Here is a 22618-nt window from a genome sequence, read left to right on the forward strand (position 1 = left end):
GTCAGGGTGACAGCTCGGTCACCTTGCCCTCCGCCACCTCCAGACGGCGCGTGACCCGGACGGCGTCCAGCATCCTGCGGTCGTGGGTCACCAGGAGCAGCGTGCCCTCGTACGCCTCGAGGGCGGACTCCAGCTGTTCGATGGCCGGCAGGTCGAGGTGGTTCGTCGGTTCGTCGAGGACCAGGAGGTTGACGCCCCGGCCCTGGAGCAGCGCGAGACCCGCCCGGGTGCGCTCGCCCGGCGAGAGCGTGGCCGCGGGGCGCAGGACATGGGCCGCCTTCAGGCCGAACTTGGCGAGCAGCGTGCGGACTTCGGCCGGTTCGGTGTCGGGCACGGCCGCGCAGAACGCGTCCAGGAGCGACTCCGGGCCGTGGAACAGGGCACGCGCCTGGTCCACCTCGCCGACGAGCACTCCCGAGCCGAGGGCCGCGTGGCCCGCGTCCGTCGGGATGCGGGTCAGCAGGGTGCCGAGCAGGGTCGACTTGCCCGAGCCGTTCGCGCCGGTGATCGCCACCCGGTCCGCCCAGTCGATCTGCAGCGTCACGGGGCCGAGCGTGAAGTGCCCGCGGTGCACCTCCGCGTCGCGGAGGGTGGCGACGACGCTGCCGGAGCGCGGCGCCGACGCGATCTCCATCTGCAGCTCCCACTCCTTGCGGGGCTCCTCGACGACGTCGAGCCTTTCGATCATGCGCTGGGTCTGGCGTGCCTTCGCCGCCTGCTTCTCGCTGGAGTCGCTGCGGAAGTTCTTGCCGAGCTTGTCGTTGTCCCCGGCCTTGCGGCGGGCGTTCTTGACGCCCTTGTCCATCCAGGAGCGCTGCATCTGGGCGCGGCCCTCCAGGGCGGACTTCTTGTCGGCGTACTCCTCGAACTCGTCGCGGGCGTGGCGTCGCGCCACGTCACGCTCCTCCAGATACGCCTCGTAGCCGCCGCCGTAGAGGTTGACCTGCTGCTGGGCGAGGTCGAGTTCGAGGACCTTGGTGACGGTGCGGGTGAGGAACTCGCGGTCGTGGCTGACGACCACCGTGCCGGCGCGCAGTCCGCGGACGAAGCTCTCCAGGCGTTCGAGGCCCGCGAGGTCGAGGTCGTTGGTCGGCTCGTCCAGGAGGAAGACGTCGTAGCGGGACAGGAGCAGCGAGGCGAGGCCCGCGCGGGCGGCCTGGCCGCCGGAGAGCGAGGTCATGGGCTGATCGAGGCTGACGTCGAGGCCGAGCGAGGCGGCGACCTCCTCCGCCCGCTCGTCCAGGTCGGCGCCGCCGAGGGCCAGCCAGCGCTCCAGGCTGGTGGCGTACGCGTCGTCGGCGCCGGGGGTCCCGTCGACCAGGCCCTGGGTGGCCTCGTCCATGGTCCGCTGGGCCTCGTCGACGCCGGTGCGGCGGGCGAGGAAGGCGCGGATGGTCTCGCCGGGGCGGCGGTCGGGCTCCTGCGGCAGGTGACCCACGGCGGCACTGGCCGGGGCGAGGCGCAGTTCGCCGGTCTCCGGGGTGTCCAGGCCGGCGAGGAGGCGCAGGAGGGTCGACTTGCCGGCGCCGTTGGCGCCGACCAGGCCGATGACGTCGCCGGGGGCGACGACCAGCTCCAGGGCGGAGAAGAGGGAGCGGTCGCCGTGGCCGGCGGCGAGATTCTTGGCGACGAGGGTTGCGGTCATCAGGGGGTCGAGTTTAGGCGAGGCGCAGGTCGGCTCGCGCGGCAGTATCCGCGTGGTCGGCGCCGTGTTCCTGTCCGGCGGCCCGGCACACCCGGGGCCCCGTCACTACCGCACTATCGGCGCCGTCAGGACGCTGTCCGTCGTTCGGGCCACCAGGAACGATTCTCCCTTCGTCGCCTTGGCGTCGAGCCGCACGCGGTGCTCGCCCGGCTCCAGTACGCCGTCGAAGACCGCATGGACCTGGGTGCGGGAGAGCCGGTCCAGGCGGTAGGCGAGCAGCTGGACCCGGCACGTCGAGGTGATCTCCACGTCCGCCGAGCCGTCGGCCGCCGCGAGCCGCGTCAGACGCCGCAGCTCCAGCGGGCCGCGGTCCAGGGCGTGCTCTATCTGCGCGACCAGGAGCGGGATGATCGGGGCGAGGCCGTCGACGTACGCGACCCGGAGCCCCGCCCCTTCGAACGCCGCACGTACCCCGTCGCGCGTCGCCGCCGGAACGGAACGGCCGAAGGCCACCGCCCCGTACGTCCGCAGCTCGTCCGGTGGCACGCCCGCCGCGTCCGCCGCGATCTCGGCGCCGACACCGATCGTGCGCAGCGCCGCCGCGAGCTTGGCGAGGACGGCGACACGGGCGCCGATCAGGAGCACCCTGCGGCGCGGCGTCGGCTCGCCGTCGGTGAGCAACTGCCCCAGCGCTTCCCGGTATTCGGCTCCCCGGAACCGGAAGGGCCCTATGCCGTGGTAGCCGTTGAGCTCCAGATCGGCCCGGTCGGCCGTCTGCCAGGCGAAGTCCCGCCATACGTAGGTGTCGGTGCCGTCCGGCGCCCGCTCGATGACCGCGGTGACCGCTCCGCAGTCCAGGCCCTCGCACTCGGGGCAGCCGTAGATGACGTGCCGGTCGTCGAGCAGGGGGGCCTGGGTCTCCAGGAGGAGGCCGCGTACGTGGTGGGTGAAGATCGCGGGTGGTACGTCGGAGGCGAGCGGGGAGACGGCGTCGAGGTCGGAGAGCTGGAACAGCAGCGGGCGCCCGTTCACGATGAAGTCGACGAAATCGCGGTGCACTTGGAAATCACCGTTGGCGAGGACTCCACCGGCGCGCATGGCCGGTGCCAGACCGAAGGTCGCGTACTCGGCAGACATAGGGTGAGTATCCCCATCTGTGCGGTGATGTGAGCACGGCATGACGTATTCCGCCACGTTCCCGGGACGAAGGGGGCGCCGGTCAGTGCGCCGGGCGGCACGGACCGGCCGTACGCGTGGTCGATGGCGTACGCGGCGAGACGCGGCTGGACATTCCGCGGCCGGCGCCGAGGGGTGAGGACGCGCAGGAGGCGGCGCGCCTCGCGAACGAAGCGGCCGCCTCCTGAAGGGGGTGCGAAAAGTGGTGGTACGTCAGACCGACTTGGCCGGACTCTCCTCCTCGTCGCCGTTGTCGCTCGGGCCGATGCGGAGCTCGAAGTCGCCGTCGTACTGCTCGTGGCCCGCGATGACGGCCTTCTCGACGGCCTCCGTGCCGTGCTCACCACGGACGATCAGCGGGTCGTGGCGCAGGTCCCGCATCAGGGCCACGCACATCCCGATCATCACCAGGGTGAAGGGCGCGGCGACCAGGATCGTCAGATTCTGCAGGCCCTGGAGCGCGTTGCCGGACCCGTCGCCGATGAGCAGCATGATCGCCGCCACGGCTCCCGTCACGACGCCCCAGAAGACCACCACCAGCTTGCCGGGTTCCAGCGCGCCCTTCTGCGAGAGCGTGCCCATCACGATGGACGCCGCGTCGGCACCCGACACGAAGAAGATGCCGACGAGGATCATCACGAGCAGGCTCGTCACCGTGGCGATCGGGTACTCGTGCAGCAGGCCGAAGAGCTGGCCCTCGGGGGTCGACTCGCCGCCGAGACCGCCGCTCTCCTTGACCTTCATGGCCGATCCGCCGAAGACGGCGAACCAGATGAGGCTGACGGTGCTCGGCACCAGGATGACGCCGCCGACGAACTGCCGGATCGTGCGCCCACGGCTGATCCTGGCGATGAACATGCCCACGAAGGGCGTCCAGGAGATCCACCAGGCCCAGTAGAAGACCGTCCAGCTGCCCAGCCAGTCCGATACGCCCTTGCCGCTCGAGGCCTCGGTGCGCCCGATGAGCTGGGGCAGGTCGCCGAGGTAGGAGCCGATCGAGGTCGGAAGCAGGTCGAGGACGATGACGGTCGGGCCCGCGATGAAGACGAACACGACGAGCAGCAGCGCGAGCACCATGTTGATGTTCGACAGCCACTGCACGCCCTTCTCCACACCGGAGATGGCGGACGCCACGAAGGCCACCGTGAGGACGGCGATGATGGCGACGAGCAGGCCCGTGCCCGCGTTGTCCATCCAGTCGAGCACCTCGAAGCCGCTGCCGATCTGCAGGGCGCCGAGGCCGAGCGACGCGGCGGATCCGAAGAGCGTCGCGAAGATCGCGATGATGTCGATGACCCTGCCCCAAGCGCCGTTCGCGCGCTTCTCGCCGATGAGCGGCGTGAAGACGGCGCTGATGGTCTGCCTGCGCTTGCGCCGGAAGGTGCTGTACGCGATGGCGAGACCCACGACCGCGTAGATCGCCCACGGGTGGAGCGTCCAGTGGAAGAGGGTGGTGGACATCGCCGTTTCCATCTTCGCCGCCGAGTCGGCGGGATCCGTGCCCGGCGGGGGCGTGGTGAAGTGGGCGAGCGGCTCGCTCACGCCGTAGAACATCAGGCCGATGCCCATGCCGGCGCTGAACATCATCGCGACCCAGGAGATGGTGCGGAACTCCGGCTCCTCGCCCTCCTCACCGAGCGTGATCTTTCCGTACCGGCTGCAGGCGAGCCAGAGCGCGAAGACCACGAACCCGCTTGCCGCCAGCATGAAGGCCCAGCCACCGTTGTGGATGAGGCCGTTGAGCATTTTCGTGGAGGCGCTCTCGAGCGAGTCCGTCGCCACGGCGCCCCAGACCACGAAGGCCAGGGTGAGAACGGCGGTCACGCCGAACACGATGCGGTCGGTCTGGGGATGGGCGCCGCCGTGAGCGGCGTGCATCAGATGTCCGTCCCCTCCCCCGCCGTCCGCTTTCTGTTGTTCTTGCGTCACAAGTACACCTCTCACGGTTTCGCATTCGTACAAACTCTGTGGTCCGCTACCCAGTACCACATGTGACGCACCTAACAACCACTCAACAATTGGTGTCGGGCGAACCGGTGACGAGGTGGTAGGCAGCGCGCTCGTCGAGAAGCAACGGTACGAGAGATCGCGCCGACTGCCGCATCGGCACGTAGGCTCCCTTGCCGTCCTTCCTGACCTTTACTCCGTGCAGGGCGAGTTCGTCCTTGATGTCGCCGAACTGCTGCGCGTCGAGCCGGTAGCCGCACGGCGGGTCCTGGATCACTTCGGCCGGCTCGGCGGGGTCGTTGTCGGCGCCGCCTACGTAGACGGGCCCGCGGTCGCGGAAGCCTTCGAGGCGGGCCGCGTCGGTGGCCGCCTCCAGCTGTCCGCGCCGCTCGTCGGCGTAGCTGAACAGGCCGCCGAGCGCCGCGAGTTGCGAGGTGACACGGCGCCGGCTGTTCAGCGCCTCGTCCTTCTTCTCGGCTTCGGTGAGCGGATCGACGCGGCTCTCGATGAGCAGACCTGCCGCGTGCTTGATGCCGGAGACGTTGCGCAGGATGCGTTCCTGACCGTCGCCCGCCGTCTGTTTGATGGGCTCCCCGGTCACCGGATCGGTCCAGATTCCATACGTCCCCGTCGTATGTCCCGCCTTGCCCGCGGCGGGCCTGACGTACGCCTTGGACAGCGTCTGCGCCTCCTTGTGCACCGCCTCGTCGGTGTTGAGGTTGCGCGGCCACAGGTCGAAGAGGTCTTTGTCGTAGTACTTCGGGGTGGCGCCGTACTCGTGCAGGTCGTAGATGGAGTCGGGCTTTTTGTCGCGGATGACGGCGGCCATGGCGCGGGCCTCCGCGGTCTGCAGGGAGATGTGGTCGCGGTTGATGTCGACGCCGTCGGAGTTTCCGCGGGTGTCGGCGGCGCGGCCGTCCGGGTTGGCGGTGGGTATGACGAGGAGTGTGGTGCGCGAGAGGAACGTGCGGGTCTTCTTGTCCTTCGCGTACGCCAGGTCGCGGATCGTCGACAGACAGGCGTCGCGGCCCGACGGCTCGTCGCCGTGCTGGCTGCAGATCAGCAACACCGTGCTCTTCGTGGGGCGTTCACCGATGCGGACCAGTTGGACGGGCCGGTCCTGCTTGGTGGTGCCGATGCGGGACACCGAGACCCGGTCGCTCGCCTTGTCGACGGTGGCGAGCAGCTTCTGTTCCTCGGGCTGACTGGTCCAGCGCGCACCGTCGGACTCCTCGAATCCGGTGCGGGGCGGGGTCGGCGTCGCCTGCGCGGGCACCGTCAGGAGGGGCGCGGCGAGCGCGGCGGTGGCGCAGGCGAGCACCAGGGTGCGGACACGGGGCGTGCGGCCGGTGCGGGGGCTCATGAAGTGCTGCCTCCAGGTACGGGACGGAACGGACGCGGCGGGGCCACGCCGTCGAGGCGGGAGTCGCGGTCGGTGGCGGGACCGGTGGCGCGGAACGCGTCGGCGCCGCCGACCAGCGGCACCTTCGCCCAGGTGCGGGCGAGGTCGATGGTGAGGGTCGGGGTGTCGGCGGGGGGATCGATGAGGTCCTTGTCGGTGCCCGCCACGATCAGGGCGAGGCGGTGGCCCTTCGGTACGACGTGGTCGCTCGCGGCGAGGTCGAGGGTGATGGTGTGCTTCTTGCCCGGGGTGAGGGGGCGGCCCTTGTGGTCGTCCGCGTAGTTGCCGAGGTCGGCCCAGCCGCGGCTGAAGATCGTGTGCTCGACGTCGGCGGTCTTGGCCTTGGTCTCCTTGAAGCAGGAGCTGTCACCGGCGGTGCTCGGGCCCCAGCAGGTGCGTTCGGGAAGCGTGGTGATGCCCTCGCCGGCGCTCGCGTAGTCGCGGATGGTGGCGGGGCCGAGGTCGACGAGGACCGCGGAGAGGTGGGCGGTGCGGGTCGTCGGGGTCGCGGTGACGATGACCTCGGAGGAGCCGGAGAGACGCAGGTCGCTGCCGAGGGGGCGGCTGACGAAACCGGCCTTCGACGGGGTGGAGGTGTCGATCTGCGCGGCCCAGTCGGTCTCGCTCAGCTTCGGGTCGTCGGTGAAGGTCTCGCTGCCGGAGCCGGAACGCGTCCCGAGGGTGCCGACGCCGGGCGAAGTCCCCTTGCCGGGGCGGAGCTTGACGGTCTCGGTGGCGCGCGGGGGCCAGACGCGGTCGGTGGTCCACTGTCCGGGGGCGCGCTCGATGTCGGCCATCGGCTCGCGGTCGATGCCGTTGTCGTAGCCGAGGAGTTCGTGGTCGAACCAGCGGTGCAGGGTGCGCACCCAGTCGCCTCGGCGAAAGTCGAAGGGGTCGACGTGACCGGTCTGGCTGAGCCACACCTTGCGGTCGACGCCCTCGTCGGCGAGTGCGTCCCACCACTGGCCGAAGTGCTTCATCCGGACGTTCAGGTCCTGCATGCCGTGTACGGCGAAGACGCTGGCCCGCACCTTGTCGGCGTCCGGGGTGTAGTCGCGTTCGCCCCACAGCCGGGTCCAGTCACCGGTACGGGGTGCTTCGTCGACAAGTCGCTTCTGTACGGCACCGCAGCGGGCCCGCGCCTCGGGGCTCTCCACGTAGTCCGAGAGCCACTCGGGGCCGCTGTCGTAGAGCGGGGCGCCCTTGGCGAAGTAGTAGTCGTACCAGGAGGAGATCGCGCCGATCGGCACGATGGTCTTGAGACCTCGCACTCCGGTGGCGGCCACGCCGTTGGCGACCGTGCCGTCGTAGCTCTTGCCGATCATGCCGGTGGCGCCGTTCGACCAGGACGCCTTGGCGCTCTTGCCTCCGGTGCGGGTGGTGTAGCCGCGGGCCCGGCCGTTCAGCCAGTCGACGACGGCCTTGGCGGACTGGACGTCGGAGCGGCCGCCCACGTCCACGCAGCCGTCGGAGCGGTTCGTGCCCGCGAGGTCGACGGCGACGAAGCCGTAGCCGCGGGGGACGAAGTAGTTGTCGTAGTAGAGCGGGAACTGGACGGGGTTGCCGTCCGCGTCGTACGTCTTCTTCTGGCTCTCGTTGCCGCGCCCGCAGCAGGAGTAGTACGGGCTGGCGTCCATGATCACGGGGATTTTCCGGCCGTGCTGCGCCGGTTCGCGGGGCCGGACGATGTCGACGGCGACCCGGTCGGTCTTCCCGTCGCTGTCGCCGTCGATCTTCGTGTCGACCCAGACGGATTCGCGGATCGCGCTCTCGTACGAGTAGACGGGCTTGCTCTCACGTGGGGCGCTCGGCGCCCCTTGGGCGGCTCCCGGGGTCAGGAGCGTGGACAGCAGGGCGGCGATGGCCGCCAGCGGCAGGGATCTCCGGATCAAGCGCGTGCGTCGCGCACGTATCGGCATGGCGCGGAAGGTACACCGGTCAACTCCGGCGCGACAGAGGGCCGTACACACGCACGACAGGTTCGTGGGGCGTTTTGGCACATGTCGGCCGAATGGCGATCGTGTGACAGCAGCGACCATGGACATGACGCGTGGCCTGGGGGCTCAATAAGGTCGGACACGGCTACGGATCAACCCCTGCCACCACCCCCTACGACGCGTACGACTTGGAGCTCTTGTGCACCGCAGACTCATCGCCCCGGGCGCGCTCGCGGCCTCTTTGCTGCTGGCGATCCCGGCATCGGCGGCCGACTTCACCCCGGGGGCGCCGGGTATCGGCGATCCCTACTACCCGGCCAGCGGCAACGGCGGATACGACGTCTCGCATTACGACCTGCGGCTGAAGTACCAGCCGAAGACCGACCTGCTCGAGGGCACGGCCACCCTCAACGCCACCACGACGCAGGCCCTTTCCCGCTTCAACCTCGACCTCGGCCTGAAGGTCAGCGAGGTGCGGGTGAACGGCAAGAAGGCCGCTTTCAAAAAGACCGGCGAGCAGGAGCTGGAGATCACTCCGGCGGCCGGCCTGCCCAAGGGCACACCGATCACGGTGGTCGTCCGTTACGCGGGCAAGCCGTCCGAGGTGAAGATCAACGGCTTCACGGCGTGGGCCCGCACGCCGGACGGCGGTGTGGCCGCACAGGAGCCGGAGTCGGCCGCCTGGTGGTACCCGTCCAACGACCACCCGCTCGACAAGGCGACCTACGACGTCTCGGTCTCCGTGCCCGACGGTTCCCAGGCCATCTCCAACGGCGTCCTGCAGTCGCAGAGTTCGCGGCTCGGCTGGACGCGCTTCAACTGGCGCTCGAACAAGCCGCAGGCCAGCTATCTGACGACGCTCGCCGTCGGCAAGTTCGACATCACGACGGACAAGACCGCGGACGGCCTGCCCGTCCTGAACGCCTACAGCAAGGACCTCGGCGACAACGCCGGCGCCGCGCGGGCGAGCATCGAGCGGTCCGTCGAGGTGGCGGAGTGGCTGGAGACGGTCTTCGGCAAGTACCCCTTCAACGCCCTGGGCGGCTACGTCCCGAACGTGACGAGCGGCTTCGCCCTGGAGACGCAGACGCGGCCGTTCTACAGCCCGAGGCAGTTCGCGAACGGCTCCAACGTGTCCGTCGTGGTCCATGAGCTGGCCCACCAGTGGTACGGCGACAGCGTGTCCGTCGACGGCTGGAAGGACATCTGGATCAACGAGGGCTTCGCGCGGTACAGCCAGTGGCTGTGGTCGGAGAAGGAGGGTGAGGGCACGGCGCAGGAGCTGGCCGACTACGTGTACGCCCAGCACCCCGCCGACGACCCGTTCTGGAAGGTCAAGCCCGGTGACCCGGGGCCGGAGAACCAGTTCGACATCGCCGTGTACGACCGCGGGGCGCTGGCCCTGCAGGCGCTGCGCAACGAGATCGGCGAGAAGTCCTTCTCGGCGATCTTGAAGGGGTGGCCGAAGGAGCATGCGTATGGGAACGCGAAGGTGGGTGACTTCGTGAAGTACGCGGAGAAGGTGTCCGGCAAGCCGCTGGCCTCGCTCTTCGACGCGTGGCTGTTCCAGCCGTCGCGGCCGGACGCGCCTGCTGCGCGGGGGGCGGGGATCGCTCGGTCCTCGGCGGTTCCGGCTGCGCCGAAGTCGTGGAAGTCCATTGCTGCGACGAATGGTGTGCACGGGCACGGTCACTGATACTGGGCCGCCGCTTCGCGGCGGATTTTTCCCGCCCACCCACTCGATCACCCGGCAGCGATCCGCTGGGAAGGGCGGGTGGGTGGGATATCAGCCCGTCCGGCGTTTGAGGACGAGCTCGGCGGAGCCGGTGATTCTTGCCCGGTGCGCCCGAGCCCTGCGAGCCATCGGCAAGTAGCGCAGTCGTTCCGGCAGCCGCGGCACCACCGCCCGCACGACCCGGCCGAAGCGGCGCAGCCTCCGCTCCTGGGCGGCCGTCCACGGCAGGCCGATCGCCAACCTCGCGTCCGGCGGCATCAGGCCGATCGTGAGGAAGCGGCGGAAGCGGGCCAGCGGCGGAAACAGCAGCGGCCACAGGACGCGCAGCGCCACCCGCAGAAGGTAGGGGCCGCGGTCCGGTGGCGGCACCGGACGGTCCGTGGCGACGAGATCGCGGACCACCTCGGTCTGCTCCAGCTCATCGGCGAGGATCTTCGCGTAGTACGGCCAGAACTCCTCGAGCGTCTGCGGCATGTCCCGGTCGTGGATGCCGAGGATCCGGCCCACCTGGAGCCACTCCGCGTACAGCTGCCGCGCCTGCGCCTCGGTGAACGGGCGGCCCAGGTACTTCTGCGCGTGGTGGTAGACGGGGAACCCGGTGGCGTGGACCCACGCGTAGTAAGCGGGCGTCAGCGCGTGGTAGTCACGGCCGTGCGCGTCCGTACCCCGGATGTGTTTGTGCAGGTCACGCAGCCTGCGTCCTTCCTCGGCCGCGCTTTCGCCGCCGTACACCCAGGTCTGCAGCGACCGCAGCGACCGCTCGCCGCGCCCCCAGGGGTCGGTCCGGAAGACGGAGTACGTGTCGACGCCCGCGCCCACCGCGGGGTGCGCGACCTGCATCGTGAGCGCGGCGGGCAGGGCGAGCAGGGCGCGGACGTCGCCCGCGATGTCCCACAGGATGCCGCCGGGCGGGGGTGGCTCGGGAGTCTGGCGGCGGTCCGGCATCACACGGCTCCCTGGGGTCGGCGGGCCCGCCGGTCGGTGCCCGGTGTGTACGTGTTCCAGTATGCGACTGGTGTTGACGCGACCGGTGAAACAAGTCGATAGTTCTTGTAACTTTGACACACCAGGCGGGAGAGCGCATCAAATGGCTTGGCGCGGGGGCAAGTTGAGGCCATGGACGGCCGGGCAGGTACTCGTGGACGCCGCCGAGGTCCGCTACACCGTACTGAGGCACCGTCGGTCCGCACGGCCGCCCACACCCCGGTCACACCCCTGGAGCGCCGCATCATGACCACCTTCTTCGTACGTTCCCCCGCCACCGGCGAACCGCTCGGCGAGCACCCGGTGCACGGCCCCGACGACATCGCGCACGCGGTCGCACGCGGCCGGGGCGCCGCCGCCGTCTGGGCGGGCCTCGGCTGGTCGGGCCGCCGTGCGCGGCTGCTCAAGTGGAAGCGGTCGCTCGCCGTACGGATGGACGAGCTCGCGGGGACCGTCGCCGCCGAGACGGGCAAGCCGGAGCACGACGCGCGCGCCGAGGTGCTGCTGTCCCTTGTCCACCTGGACTGGGCGGCCCGGCACGCCCACGGCGTGCTGCGGGTGCGCCGGGTTCCGTCGGGGCTGCTCTCGGTCCATCAGCGGGCGCTGCTCGGCTACCGGCCGCTGGGCGTCGTCGGGGTGATCGGCCCGTGGAACTATCCCGTCTTCACCCCCATGGGCTCGATCGGCTACGCGCTCGCCGCGGGCAACGCCGTCGTCTACAAGCCGTCCGAACTGACAGCGGGCACAGGGGTGTTGCTGGCGCAGACCTTCGACGACGCCGTGCCGGACTGCGCGGGGCTGTTCCAGACGGTGACCGGCCCCGGATCGACCGGCCAGGCGCTGGCCGAGGCCGGTGTCGACAAGGTCGCGTTCACCGGATCACCGGGGACCGCGCGGAAGGTGGCCGAGGCGTGCGCCCGGTCACTGACGCCGCTCCTGGCGGAGTGCGGGGGCAAGGACGCGGTGATCGTGGGCGCGGACGCCGACCTGCCGGCCGCCGCGGACGCGGTGGTGTGGGGCGCGATGGCCAACGCGGGCCAGACCTGCGCGGGCGTGGAGCGGGTGTACGCGGTCGAGTCCGTGCACGAGAGGCTCTGCGCGCTGATCGTCGAGAGGGCGCGTGCGCTCAGCGCCGGGGAGACCTACGGGCCGATGACGCTGCCCTCCCAACTCGGCGTCGTGGAACGCCACATGAAGGAGGCCCTGGCAGCGGGGGCGCGGGCGCCGCTCGGCGGCCCCGAGGCCGTGCGCGGCCCCTATGTGCATCCGGTCGTCCTGGTGGACGTGCCCGAGGACTCGCCCGCGATGACGGAGGAGACCTTCGGCCCGGTGGTCGCGGTGAACCGCGTACGCGATCTCGACGAGGCGGTGCGGCGGGCCAACGCGTCGGCGTACGCGCTGGGTGCAGCGGTCTTCACCGGGTCGCGCAGGACCGGGCTCGCGGTGGCCGCGCGGCTGAACTCCGGTGCCGTGTCAGTGGGTTCGGTGCTCGGGTTCGCCGCCGTGCCCGCGCTGCCGTTCGGCGGCACCGGAGAGTCGGGGTACGGCCGGATCCATGGCGCCGAGGGGCTGCGGGCGTTCGCGGTGCCGCGCTCGGTGACGGTGAAGCGGTTCGCGCCGTACGCGGACCTGACGTCGTTCACGACGGCGCGGGAGAAGACGGCGCGAGCGGTGGAACTGGGGCGCAGGCTGCACGCCCGGCTCTGAGCCGCGGGGCCCCGGAGCGTCGGGCCTCACCTGCCGAGCAGCGGGACCAGATAGCGGCGCGCGAAGTCCCGTACGTGGTCGTCCTCTTCGAGCGCGAAGCAGCTCACCGGATTGAGCAGGAAGGAGACCGTGATCCGCACCATCAGCTCGGCCACCGGCGTCGGATCACCTTCCTCCTTCCCCTCGGCGCGCTGCGCCCGGCGCAGCCGGTCGGTGAGGTATCCGCGCATGGCGAGGAAGGCGGGGCCGCTCTCCAGCGTCAGGAACGGCAGCATCGTCTCGGGTTCGAGGCGCATCAGGCCGCCGATGAGCGGGTGCTCGCGGATGTGCCGCAGGACCACGACGAAGCCCTCGACGATGCGGTCCTCCATCGTCGGGAGGGGGGCGACGGCCTCGTCCACCTCCCGCACGAAGCGGCGGTACTCGCGCAGCAGGCAGGCGGAGACGAGCTCTTCCTTGCTGCCGATGCGGCGGTACACGGTGACGCGCGAGACCCGGGCGCGCTTGGCGACGTCGTCGACGGTGGAGCGGCGCAGGCCGAACGTCATGAACTGCTCGCGCGCCGCGTCGAGTATCTGCTCGGTCAGGGCGTCGGGCGGCGGTGCCGCGTCCAGCGCGCGCTCCATCATCGAATCCATGAGCCCTCCCCGTCGTCCCTGCGCACTCAACCACAGCCATGGCGCCAACTCCCCATGGCTACACGGACACTAACTCAATCTCTTTGTAACTATGCCCAGACCAGGAGGGTTCCATGACGCAGCGGCTCAGCTCGGAGCAGCTCGACTTCACCGCCGCGCTCCGTGACTTCGCGCAGCGCGAGTGCGGCACCCGGGAGCAGCGCGACGCCCTGACCGCGGAATCCGGCGGCCCGCACTCCCCCGCCCTCTACGCGAAGCTGGCCGAACTGGGCTGGCTGGGCGTGTGCCTGCCCGAGGAGTACGGCGGGTCGGGCGGTGGCATGACGGACGCCTGCCTCTTCCTGCGCGAGACGGCACGCGGGCTGGTTCCCGCGGGCGGCTTCGTCACCTCCGTCATCACGGCGAAGGCGTACGAGAGGTTCGGCTCTGCGGCGCAGAAGAAGGCGGCGGTGGGCGGGGCCGTCACCGGGCAGGTCCTGTCGATCGCGATGTCGGAGCCGGACGCCGGGTCGGACGTGGCGGCGCTGCGGTGCCGGGCCGAACGGTCCGACGACGCGGGCGCCGGCGGGTGGCTGGTCAACGGGCACAAGACATGGATCTCCAACGCGCACCTGGCCTCGTACATCCTCCTGGTCGCCCGCACGGACGCGGGCGGGCCCAAGCACGAGGGACTGACGATGTTCCACGTGCCCGCGGACACCCCGGGGATCGAGATCCGCGGGATCTCCACGATGGGCGGCCGCGAGGTCAACGACGTCTATTTCACGGATGTGCGGCTGCCCGCGGACGCGGTCGTGGGCGCCGAGGGCAGGGCGTGGCCGCAGCTGATGGCGGGGCTCAACGCGGAGCGGCTCTTCCTGGCGGCGAACATGCTGGGGCTCGCCGAGCGCATCCTCGACGACACGCTCACGTATGTGCGCGGGCGGGAGCAGTTCGGGCGTCCGGTGGGCTCCTTCCAGGCGCTGCGGCACCGGATCGCGGATCTGGCGACGGAGATCGAGTGCGTACGGCTCCTCGTCCTCGACGTGGCGGCGAGGTGTGACGCCGAGCCGGAACGGCTCTTCCCGCGCGAGGCCTCGATGGCCAAGCTGAAGGCCACCGAGACGGCGAAGCGCGCGGCGCTGGAAGGCATGCAGATGATGGGCGGCTACGGCTACGCGACCGAGTACGACATGGAGCGGCATCTGCGGGCCGCGGTGGTGTCGACGGTGTACGGCGGCACCAGTGAGATCCAGCGGGACATCATCGGGAAGTGCTACGGGCTGTGACGCACGGGCCCTGAGCCCCGTGCCCCGTCGGTCCGCTCACCGGGCGGCCTCGTACGCCTCCAGGACGATGTCGACGACCGCGTCCGGTGCGCGCAGGGTCGGGAAATGATCGCTGTCCCGCAGCCGCACGAGCCGGCAGTCGGGGATGCGTGCCGCCATCTGCTCGTTGCAGCGGATCACCTCGGGGTCGTCCCGCTCCCCCAGGGCGAGCACGCACGGCACGTCCAGCTCACCGAGGCGCCCGAAGGCCGGCGGGTCGGGCACCTGGTGGGGGTGGACGGCGAACCAGGCCGGGATCACCGCCCTGATGAGCGCCGCCGCGGGGTCGTCCCCGGCCCCCGCGGCGGCCGACGTGCGCCTCACCAGGGTCACGATGCCGTCCATGTCGCCCGCCTCCGCGAGCCTGCCCACCTCGGCGGTGAACTCCGCCATGACGAAGTCCGGGTTGCCGGTGATCCCGGGGACGAGCAGCGCGAGGCCCGCCACCCTGGCGGGGTCGCCGAGCGCGAGGCCGATGGCGGTGGTGCCGCCCATGCTGGATCCCGCGAGGAACGCCCGCGCGACGTCGAAGTGGTCGAGGACCGCGCTCAGGTCCTCGACGAGCGAGAACGGCGCGGTGGGTGCGGGAGACCTGCCGTACCCCCGCGCGTCGTAGCGGATGACGCGGCGTCCCTCCGCCAGGCGCGGCACGATGCCGTCCCAGACCCGGGAGTCGGCGACTCCTGGGTGCAGCAAAACCAGCGGCATTCCCTCGCCGCCGAAGTCCTGCGCCCACACTTCGCCGTCCTTGACCGGCACCATGAGTTCCATGGTGCGAGCGTGCCGTGGGTCCGGCCCGGTGGCCAGACGGAACTCGGCCTGTCTCCCGGCTCTAGCGGCCCGAAGCCGACGCCGTCGGGAGCGGCTCTCCCACGATCCTGCTCGCGAGGACCGTGGCCAGGTCGGGGACCTGGGCGCGCAGGGCCGCCTCCGTCGACGCGCGTTCCGTCGCGAGCGCGGCGCGGCCCGCGGTGAACATCTCGTCGCGTTCACGCACGGCGTCCTCCCGTGCGGCGGCGATCAGGGCGGCGCCTTCCTCCCGGGCCCGCTGGCGCGTCTGCGCGGCCTCCTGACGGGCCTGGGCCAGCAGGTCCGCCCGCTCGGCGCGTATCCGCTCGGCCTCGCGGCGCAGGTCCGCCGCCGGTCCGCCGGTGACGCCCTCGAGGATCGTGGCGCGCTCCTGGAGTACGCCGTTGACGCGGAGGATCATGCGCCTGACGAAGAAGTAGAGGGAGCCGAACAGCACGGCTCCGACAGCAAGATTCTCGACATCCGGGTTGATCGGCCCTAGCGGCATGGGAATGAGCTGCATGCCGCTGATCTACCCGCTCATGTGTGCCCAACAACGCGCATCTGCACGCCAGTTGAGTGACGCTCGCCACTCCATGGCGACCTGGACGCCCTTGCCCGACGGCGCGGTGGCGTCACCTCGGGGGTAAGTGATCCCCGACATGACGCCACCGTGGGCGCTGCCACTGACAGTCGCCGTCGACCTGCTGTTCTCGTGCGCTACTTCGTGAGGCCCGCGGCCTCGCGGTCCACCCTGCGGCGGATCCCGTACCAGCCGGCGGCCAGTGCCGCCGCGATGATCGGGATGAGGTAGAGCGTCTTGCGGCCGATCTCGGGGTCCTTCCACATCAGGCCGAGCACGGAGAGCAGGAAGACGATCGTGACGATCTCCGTGACCGGGCTGCCGGGAAGCCGGAAGCTCGGGCGGGTGAGCAGCCCCTCCTTGGCCCGGCGGACGAACGCCAGGTGGCAGATCATGATGATCACCCACGTGCTGATGATGCCGAGGGACGCCACGTTCAGGACGATCTCGAAGGCCTGGCTCGGCATGAGGAAGTTCAGGCCGACGCCGAGCACGCACACCGCGGAGGTGAGCAGGATGCCGCCGTAGGGGACCTGGCTCTTGTTCATCCGGGCGGTGAACTTCGGCGCGGAACCCGCCATCGCCATCGAGCGCAGGATGCGGCCCGTGGAGTACAGGCCCGAGTTGAGCGAGGACATCGCCGCCGTGAGGACGACCAGGTTCATCACGTCACCGGCCGCGGGCACGCCGATCTTGGACAGGACCGTCACGAACGGGCTCTGGTCGGCCGAGTACACCGACCCCGGCAGGAGCAGCGCGAGGAGGACGACGGAGCCGACGTAGAAGAGGCCCACGCGCCACATGATGGAGTTCACCGCGCGCGGGACGATCTTCTGCGGCTCGGCGGTCTCGCCCGCCGCGACACCGACCAGCTCCAGCGAGGCGTACGCGAAGACGACGCCCTGCATCACGATCACGACCGGCATCAGGCCGTGCGGCAGGAAGCCTCCGTTGTCGGTGATCACACTCAGGCCCGGCGTCTCGCCGCCGACCTTGTGCTGGGTGACCAGCAGGAAGATGCCGATCAGCATGAAGGCGACCAGGGCCGCGACCTTGACGATCGCGAACCAGAACTCCATCTCGCCGAAGTACTTCACCGAGATCAGGTTGATCACGAGGACGACGGCGAGGGCGATCAGCGCGAGCACCCACTGCGGGATGTCGGTGAAGAGGCTCCAGTAGTGCGTGTAGAGCGCGATCGCGGTGATGTCGGCGATGCCGGTGGTCGACCAGTTGAGGAAGTACATCCAGCCGGCGACGTAGGCGCCCTTCTCGCCGAGGAACTCGCGCGCGTAGCTGACGAACGAACCCGACGAGGGCCGGTAGATGACCATCTCGCCGAGGGCGCGCACGACGAAGAAGGCGAAGATGCCGCACACGAGGTACGCGACGGCGAGCGCGGGGCCCGCGGAGTGCAGGCGGCCGCCCGCACCGAGAAAGAGTCCAGTTCCGATCGCGCCACCGATGGCGATCATGTTGACGTGACGGGCCTTGAGGTCCTTGCTGTAACCGGCGTCGCCCGCGTCCGCGGGGGCCTGGGACGCATCTGTGCGGGATGCGTCCGCAGCGGCCGTGTCTACGGCTTCCTTGCTCACGTGGGGGGTCTACTCTCTGGTGCCCGGAAAACTCCGGTGTCCGGATGTGCTCCGGCCCACGACACCCCTGACATGTGCGTGGACCGACGCGACACCTTCCCCCAGAGATCACCCGACATGCGGTGGCGCACGTCACATAGCGGCACTTCTCACATGGTGGGCAGGGGGTGTACACACCATGATCACAGGGTGTACGGATCGTGCCTCACTGGGTGTAGAGCCCGTCGATGGCCTCCGCGTACTTCTCCCGGATCACCCTGCGGCGCAGCTTCAGGGACGGCGTCAGCTCCCCGGTCTCGGGGCCCCATTCCTCCCCCAGGAGCCGGTAGCGCTTGATCTGCTCGGTGCGGTTGAGGCGTGCGTTGGCCGCATCGACGGCCCGTGCGACCTCTTCCTGTACGGCCTCGCTCGCCATCAGGTCACCCGTGATCCCGTGCCCCGCGGCCCATACGGGGGCCATCTCGGCGTCCAGGACGAGCAGCGCGACCAGGTAGGAGCGGCCGTCGCCGTGCACGAGGGCCTGGCCGATGAGGGGGTGCTCCTTGAGGGTGTTCTCGACGAGCGCGGGCGAGACGTTCTTGCCCGTCGACGTGACGATCAGTTCCTTCTTGCGGTCGGTGAGCCAGAGGAAGCCGTCCTCGTCGATGCGCCCGACGTCGCCGGTGGCGAACCAGCCGTCCGCGTCGCAGGCCGACTCCACGCCCCCGTCGGGCAGGAGATAGCCGTCGAAGACCGTCGCGCCGCGCACCAGGATCTCGCCGTCGTCGGTGGTGCGGATCTCCAGACCGTCCAGGGGCCTGCCCACGGAGCCGAGCCGGAAGGCGTCCGGGGTGTTGATGGTGACGACCCCGGTGGTTTCCGTGAGCCCCCACGCGTCCATGATCACGATGTCGAAGCCCGCCCAGAAGCGCACGACGTCCAGGGGCATCGAGGCCGCCGCGCTCGCGGTCCACACCAGGCGGTCGAATCCGGCCAGCGAGAGCAGCGGGCCGATGACCTTCTCCTTGGCCTCGCGATACGCCCTCTCCAGGTCGGCCGGCGGTGCCTCGCCGCGCTCGACGCAGTCCACGCGCGCGCGTGTCGTCTCGTTCGCCGCCTCGATCGACTCCCGCTGCTCCTGCGGCAGCCCGGCGAGCACGGCCTTCACGGACGCGGCCAGCTTCTCCCACACGCGCGGGACCCCGAAGAACTGCGCGGGACGCAGCTCGCGCGCGGTCGCGGCGACGGCGGTCGGGTCCGCGCACAGGTGCACGTGCGAGGCGCGGAACACGGGCAGGTAGATGCCCAGCATGCGCTCCGCGACATGGGCGAAGGGGAGGTAGCTGATGTGCTCCACGAAGTCGGGGAGCTCGACGACGGCGTCCAGGGCGACGCCGTTGAGGACGACGTTGCGGTGCGTGATGCGCACCCCCTTGGGGTCGCCCGTGGTGCCCGAGGTGTAGACGACGGTCAGCGGATCGTCGGCCCGGGACTCGCGCCAGGCCTTCTCGAAGGAGTCCGGGTCGAACAGCCGGCTTCCGGTGGCGTGCAGTGAGCCGTACGTGCGGTGCGGGCCCGCGTCGGCCGCCTCCACGACCACCAGGCGCTCGATGGGCGCGTCGGGGTCGGTCAGGAGCGGCTCCCAGCGTTCCAGCTCGCGGGCGCCCTCGATGATCGCGAAGCGGGCACGGCTGTGCCGGGCGATGTGCGCGATCTGCTCGGGGGCCGAGGTGCCGTACACGGTGATGGGGACCGCGCCGATGTGTACGAGCGCGAGATCGCTCAGCCAGTGTTCGGGGCGGTTGCCCATCATCATCAGGACGTGCTCGCCGCGCCGTACGCCGAGCGCCGTGTACCCGGCGGCGAGGACCCCGATCTTGCGGCGGGCCTCGCGCCAGGTGAGTGTCGTCCACTCCCCTTCGGAACCTTCGGAAGCGGCGCGCCAGGAGAGTGCCGGGTGGTCGCCGTGGTCCTCGGCGTTGCGGAGCAGCAGGGCGGGGAGCGTGATGTCGGCGGGTTCCCCGGGGAGTCGCAGGATCGTGGTCATGACCGCCTCCTGGCGTCATCGACGAAGCAAGTGACTGGCCCGGACGCTTTCACAACAGTGGTGAGACAGCAATACTGTTGCACCTGATCGGTGCACAACTCGGTGCCCGGCCACGGGTGCACGACTGAGGAGGCGATGCGCTGCCATGACGATGACGACGGCTTCGGGCACGGACGAGCCGACGCTCACGGTCGACGAGCTGGCCGCGCGCGCGGGCGTCACCGTCCGCACCATCCGCTTCTACAGCACCAAGGGCCTGCTGCCGCCCCCCGTGATCGGCCCGCGGCGGGTCGGGCACTACGGCCAGGAGCATCTGTCCCGGCTCGGGCTCATCGAGGAGCTGCAGCACCAGGGCATGACACTGGCCGCGATCGAGCGGTACCTGGAACAGCTGCCGTCCGATCTGAGCGCCCACGACCTCGCCATCCACCGCGCGGTGGTGGCCTCCTGGGCCCCCGACTCCGCCGAGGACACCGACCACGCGGAGCTGGAACGCAGGGCGGGCCGCACGCTGACGGACGGGGACCTGGACCGGCTCTCGGCGATGGGCGTCGTCGCGCCCGGCGAGGCCCCGGGCGCGTACCGCGTCGACCCGGGGCTGCTGCGCCTGGGCGTCCAGCTGCTCGACGTGCCCATCGCGCACGAGACGATCCTGGCGGCCCGCACGGTTTTGATGGAGCACACCCGCTCGGCCGCCGTCGAACTCTCCCGGCTCTTCCGCGACGAGGTGTGGAGCCCCTACCGCGACCGGGAGTCGGACCCCGAACACGTGGCCGCGATGCGCTCCCTGTCGGCCCACATGCAGCCGATGGTGGTGCAGGCCCTGGTGACGGCGTTCCAGCGCTCCCTCAAGGAGGAGCTGCGGGAGTGGCTCGCAGAAGGCTGAGCCACTCCCGCGTACGCGCGACAGGTCAGTTGTCGCTGAACTTCTCGCCCCTGTCGGCCTTCTCGACAAGGAGCGCGGGCGGCGTGAACCGCTCCCCGTAGCGGTCGGCCAGCTCACGCGCGCGTGCCACGAAGCCGGGCAGGCCACCCTCGTAGCCGTTGATGTACTGGAGCACACCACCGGTCCAGCCGGGGAAGCCGATGCCGAAGATGGAGCCGATGTTGGCGTCGGCGACGGACGTCAGGACGCCCTCCTCCACCAGGCGTACGGTGTCGAGCGCTTCGGAGAAGAGCATCCGCTCCTGCATGTCCTGGAACGGGATCTGCGTGCCCGGCTTGGTGAAGTGCTCGCGCAGGCCCGGCCAGAGCCCGGCGCGCTTGCCGTCCACGTAGTCGTAGAAGCCGGCTCCCCCGCTCCTGCCGGGCCGCTCGAACTCGTCGACCATGCGGTCGATGACGGAGTCGGAGGGGTGCCCGGCCCAGGTGCCGCCGGCCTCCTCGACGGCGCGCTTCGTCTCGTTGCGGATCTTGCGGGGCAGGGTGAGGGTCAGCTCGTCCATCAGGGAGAGGACCTTCGCCGGGTAGCCCGCCTGGGCCGCGGCCTGCTCGATGGACGCGGGCTCGATGCCCTCGCCGACCATCGCGACGCCTTCGTTGATGAAGTGCCCGATCACGCGCGAGGTGAAGAAGCCACGCGAGTCGTTGACGACGATCGGCGTCTTGCTGATCTGGCGTACGAGGTCGAAGGCGCGGGCGAGCGCCTCGTCCCCGGTGCGCTCGCCCTTGATGATCTCGACGAGCGGCATCTTGTCGACGGGCGAGAAGAAGTGCAGGCCGATGAAGTCGACGGGCCGCGTGACGCCCTCGGCGAGCTGGGTGATCGGCAGCGTCGAGGTGTTGGAGCAGAGCAGCGCGTCCGGCTCGATGACGTCCTGGATCTCCTGGAACACCTTGTGCTTGAGGGCGGTGTCCTCGAAGACGGCCTCGATCACGGCGTCGCAGCCGGCGAGGTCCTGCGGGTCGGCGGTCGGCGTGATGCGGGCGAGCAGCGCGTCGGCCTTCTCCTGGGTCGTACGACCCCGCTGCACCGCCTTGGCGCACAGCTTCTCGGAGTAGGCCTTGCCCTTGGCGGCCGCTTCGGCGGAGACGTCCTTCAGGACGACCTCGATGCCGGCGCGGGCACACGAGTAGGCGATGCCCGCGCCCATCATCCCGGCGCCGAGGACGGCGGCCTTGCGGACCTGGCGCGGCTCGATGCCCTTGGGGCGGTTGGCGCCGGAGTTGACGGCCTGGAGGTCGAAGAAGAACGCCTGGATCATGTTCTTCGCGGTCTGTCCGGTGACCAGCTCGGTGAAGTACCGGGCCTCGATGGTCAGCGCGGTCTCGAAGTCGACCTGCGAGCCCTCGACGGCGGCCGCGAGGATGTTGCGCGGGGCCGGGTAGGGCGCGCCGTTGATCTGCTTCTTCAGGTTGGCCGGGAACGCGGGCAGGTTCGCGGCGAACTTCGGGTTGGCCGGGGTGCCGCCGGGGATGCGGTAGCCGGGCTTGTCCCAGGGCTGCGCCGACTCGGGGTTGGCGTCGATGAAGGCACGGGCCTTCTCGATCATCTCCTCGCGGGTGGCGGCCACTTCGTGGATCAGGCCGTTCTCCAGGGCGCGCCTCGGGTTGTACTGGGTGCCCTGGAGGAGCACCTTGAGCAGCGCGTCCGCGATGCCCATGAGGCGTACGGTGCGGGTCACGCCGCCGCCCGCCGGGAGCAGGCCGAGGGTGACCTCGGGCAGGCCGATCTTGGAGCCGGGCGCGTCGAGCGCGACGCGGTGGTGGCTGGCCAGGGCGATCTCGTAACCGCCGCCGAGGGCCGCGCCGTTGATGGCGGCGACGACCGGCTTACCCAGGGTCTCGATGCGGCGCAGGGAGCTCTTGATGGCGACGCCCGCCTCGAACGCGTCCCGCGCGTTCTCGGGGCCCGCCTTCATCATGTCCTTGAGGTCACCGCCCGCGAAGAAGGTCTTCTTGGCGGAGGTGTAGATGATGCCGCGGATGGAGTCCTTCTCGGCCTCCGCGCGTTCGGCGATGGCCGCGATGGAGTCCTTGAAACCCTGGTTCATGGTGTTCGCGGACTGGTTGGGGTCGTCGAGGACGAGGGTGACGACACCGGTGTCGTCCTGTTCCCAGCGGATGGTGGTGCTTTCGGTCATTTGTCTGTCTCCGTGAAGTCTTATGCGGGGGAGGTGGGCGGCTACGGGGGTGGGCGGTGCCGTT

16 protein-coding genes are annotated in these 22618 nt (G+C 70.3%); 4 read left to right on the plus strand and 12 right to left on the minus strand.

The genetic code is table 11. From position 1 onward, the window contains the following. Nucleotide 1: 1 nt before the first annotated feature. The 5 genes from AB0M70_RS03140 to AB0M70_RS03160 all read right to left on the minus strand — a co-directional run bounded on the left by AB0M70_RS03140 (nt 2) and on the right by AB0M70_RS03160 (nt 8089). Nucleotides 2-1645 carry an ABC-F family ATP-binding cassette domain-containing protein gene (locus AB0M70_RS03140; protein WP_365815709.1) on the minus strand — a complete coding sequence of 548 codons (1644 nt, stop codon included), beginning with the start codon at nt 1643-1645 and terminating at the stop codon, nt 2-4. 105 nt (nt 1646-1750) lie between these two features. Then, nucleotides 1751-2782, minus strand: a complete 1032-nt coding sequence (locus tag AB0M70_RS03145; RefSeq protein WP_365815711.1) for an oxidoreductase — start codon at nt 2780-2782, stop codon at nt 1751-1753. A 252-nt stretch (nt 2783-3034) separates the two neighbouring features. Then, nucleotides 3035-4699, minus strand: a complete 1665-nt coding sequence (locus tag AB0M70_RS03150) for a BCCT family transporter (protein WP_365815713.1) — start codon at nt 4697-4699, stop codon at nt 3035-3037. A 133-nt stretch (nt 4700-4832) separates the two neighbouring features. Then, nucleotides 4833-6131, minus strand: coding sequence for a M14 family metallocarboxypeptidase (locus AB0M70_RS03155; RefSeq protein WP_365815715.1), 1299 nt, complete (start codon nt 6129-6131; stop codon nt 4833-4835). Then, nucleotides 6128-8089 carry a Xaa-Pro dipeptidyl-peptidase gene (locus AB0M70_RS03160; RefSeq protein WP_365815717.1) on the minus strand — a complete coding sequence of 654 codons (1962 nt, stop codon included), beginning with the start codon at nt 8087-8089 and terminating at the stop codon, nt 6128-6130. Before AB0M70_RS03160 ends, AB0M70_RS03155 begins: the two co-directional genes overlap by 4 nt. 217 nt (nt 8090-8306) lie before the next feature. Here AB0M70_RS03160 and AB0M70_RS03165 point away from each other — a divergent pair, with 217 nt between their 5' ends. After that, nucleotides 8307-9803 carry a M1 family metallopeptidase gene (locus AB0M70_RS03165; RefSeq protein ID WP_365815719.1) on the plus strand — a complete coding sequence of 499 codons (1497 nt, stop codon included), beginning with the start codon at nt 8307-8309 and terminating at the stop codon, nt 9801-9803. A gap of 90 nt (nt 9804-9893) precedes the next feature. Here the strand turns inward: AB0M70_RS03165 and AB0M70_RS03170 are convergent, their stop codons facing one another. After that, nucleotides 9894-10787, minus strand: a complete 894-nt coding sequence (locus AB0M70_RS03170) for an oxygenase MpaB family protein (RefSeq protein ID WP_365815721.1) — start codon at nt 10785-10787, stop codon at nt 9894-9896. A 285-nt stretch (nt 10788-11072) separates the two neighbouring features. Between AB0M70_RS03170 and AB0M70_RS03175 the strand changes: the two genes are divergently transcribed. Continuing rightward, on the plus strand, nt 11073-12533 hold the full coding sequence (locus AB0M70_RS03175) for an aldehyde dehydrogenase family protein (protein WP_365815723.1): 1461 nt from the start codon (nt 11073-11075) through the stop codon (nt 12531-12533). 26 nt (nt 12534-12559) lie between these two features. Here the strand turns inward: AB0M70_RS03175 and AB0M70_RS03180 are convergent, their stop codons facing one another. Continuing rightward, nucleotides 12560-13171 carry a TetR family transcriptional regulator gene (locus AB0M70_RS03180; protein WP_365815725.1) on the minus strand — a complete coding sequence of 204 codons (612 nt, stop codon included), beginning with the start codon at nt 13169-13171 and terminating at the stop codon, nt 12560-12562. A gap of 113 nt (nt 13172-13284) precedes the next feature. Between AB0M70_RS03180 and AB0M70_RS03185 the strand changes: the two genes are divergently transcribed. Further along, nucleotides 13285-14439, plus strand: coding sequence for an acyl-CoA dehydrogenase family protein (locus AB0M70_RS03185; protein ID WP_365815727.1), 1155 nt, complete (start codon nt 13285-13287; stop codon nt 14437-14439). A gap of 36 nt (nt 14440-14475) precedes the next feature. Here the strand turns inward: AB0M70_RS03185 and AB0M70_RS03190 are convergent, their stop codons facing one another. The 4 genes from AB0M70_RS03190 to AB0M70_RS03205 form a co-directional block, all read right to left on the minus strand. Continuing rightward, on the minus strand, nt 14476-15249 hold the full coding sequence (locus tag AB0M70_RS03190; protein ID WP_365815729.1) for an alpha/beta hydrolase: 774 nt from the start codon (nt 15247-15249) through the stop codon (nt 14476-14478). Between the two features lie 61 nt (nt 15250-15310). Continuing rightward, on the minus strand, nt 15311-15790 hold the full coding sequence (locus AB0M70_RS03195) for a hypothetical protein (protein ID WP_365815731.1): 480 nt from the start codon (nt 15788-15790) through the stop codon (nt 15311-15313). A gap of 197 nt (nt 15791-15987) precedes the next feature. Then, nucleotides 15988-17445 (minus strand): amino acid permease, encoded by a 1458-nt coding sequence (locus tag AB0M70_RS03200; protein ID WP_365815733.1) that lies wholly within the window; start codon nt 17443-17445, stop codon nt 15988-15990. 205 nt (nt 17446-17650) lie between these two features. After that, nucleotides 17651-19471 carry an AMP-dependent synthetase/ligase gene (locus AB0M70_RS03205; protein ID WP_365815735.1) on the minus strand — a complete coding sequence of 607 codons (1821 nt, stop codon included), beginning with the start codon at nt 19469-19471 and terminating at the stop codon, nt 17651-17653. 151 nt (nt 19472-19622) lie between these two features. On the opposite strand from AB0M70_RS03205, the gene AB0M70_RS03210 reads away from it, so the two are divergent. After that, nucleotides 19623-20357, plus strand: coding sequence for a MerR family transcriptional regulator (locus AB0M70_RS03210; protein ID WP_365816285.1), 735 nt, complete (start codon nt 19623-19625; stop codon nt 20355-20357). Nucleotides 20358-20382: 25 nt separating this feature from the next. On the opposite strand, the gene AB0M70_RS03215 is transcribed toward AB0M70_RS03210, so the two are convergent. Continuing rightward, nucleotides 20383-22554, minus strand: a complete 2172-nt coding sequence (locus tag AB0M70_RS03215) for a 3-hydroxyacyl-CoA dehydrogenase NAD-binding domain-containing protein (protein WP_365815737.1) — start codon at nt 22552-22554, stop codon at nt 20383-20385. Nucleotides 22555-22618: the final 64 nt, after the last annotated feature.

The organism is Streptomyces sp. NPDC051214 (assembly GCF_040682375.1).
Lineage (GTDB): Bacteria > Actinomycetota > Actinomycetes > Streptomycetales > Streptomycetaceae > Streptomyces.

Coding starts and splice junctions, on each gene's coding strand:
- AB0M70_RS03140 (WP_365815709.1), bottom strand. CDS start 1,645: ATGACCGCAACCCTCGTCGCCAAGAATCTCGCCGCCGGCCACGGCGAC.
- AB0M70_RS03145 (WP_365815711.1), bottom strand. CDS start 2,782: ATGTCTGCCGAGTACGCGACCTTCGGTCTGGCACCGGCCATGCGCGCC.
- AB0M70_RS03150 (WP_365815713.1), bottom strand. CDS start 4,699: ATGCACGCCGCTCACGGCGGCGCCCATCCCCAGACCGACCGCATCGTG.
- AB0M70_RS03155 (WP_365815715.1), bottom strand. CDS start 6,131: ATGAGCCCCCGCACCGGCCGCACGCCCCGTGTCCGCACCCTGGTGCTC.
- AB0M70_RS03160 (WP_365815717.1), bottom strand. CDS start 8,089: ATGCCGATACGTGCGCGACGCACGCGCTTGATCCGGAGATCCCTGCCG.
- AB0M70_RS03170 (WP_365815721.1), bottom strand. CDS start 10,787: ATGCCGGACCGCCGCCAGACTCCCGAGCCACCCCCGCCCGGCGGCATC.
- AB0M70_RS03175 (WP_365815723.1), top strand. CDS start 11,073: ATGACCACCTTCTTCGTACGTTCCCCCGCCACCGGCGAACCGCTCGGC.
- AB0M70_RS03180 (WP_365815725.1), bottom strand. CDS start 13,171: ATGGATTCGATGATGGAGCGCGCGCTGGACGCGGCACCGCCGCCCGAC.
- AB0M70_RS03185 (WP_365815727.1), top strand. CDS start 13,285: ATGACGCAGCGGCTCAGCTCGGAGCAGCTCGACTTCACCGCCGCGCTC.
- AB0M70_RS03190 (WP_365815729.1), bottom strand. CDS start 15,249: ATGGAACTCATGGTGCCGGTCAAGGACGGCGAAGTGTGGGCGCAGGAC.
- AB0M70_RS03195 (WP_365815731.1), bottom strand. CDS start 15,790: ATGCAGCTCATTCCCATGCCGCTAGGGCCGATCAACCCGGATGTCGAG.
- AB0M70_RS03205 (WP_365815735.1), bottom strand. CDS start 19,471: ATGACCACGATCCTGCGACTCCCCGGGGAACCCGCCGACATCACGCTC.
- AB0M70_RS03210 (WP_365816285.1), top strand. CDS start 19,623: ATGACGACGGCTTCGGGCACGGACGAGCCGACGCTCACGGTCGACGAG.
- AB0M70_RS03215 (WP_365815737.1), bottom strand. CDS start 22,554: ATGACCGAAAGCACCACCATCCGCTGGGAACAGGACGACACCGGTGTC.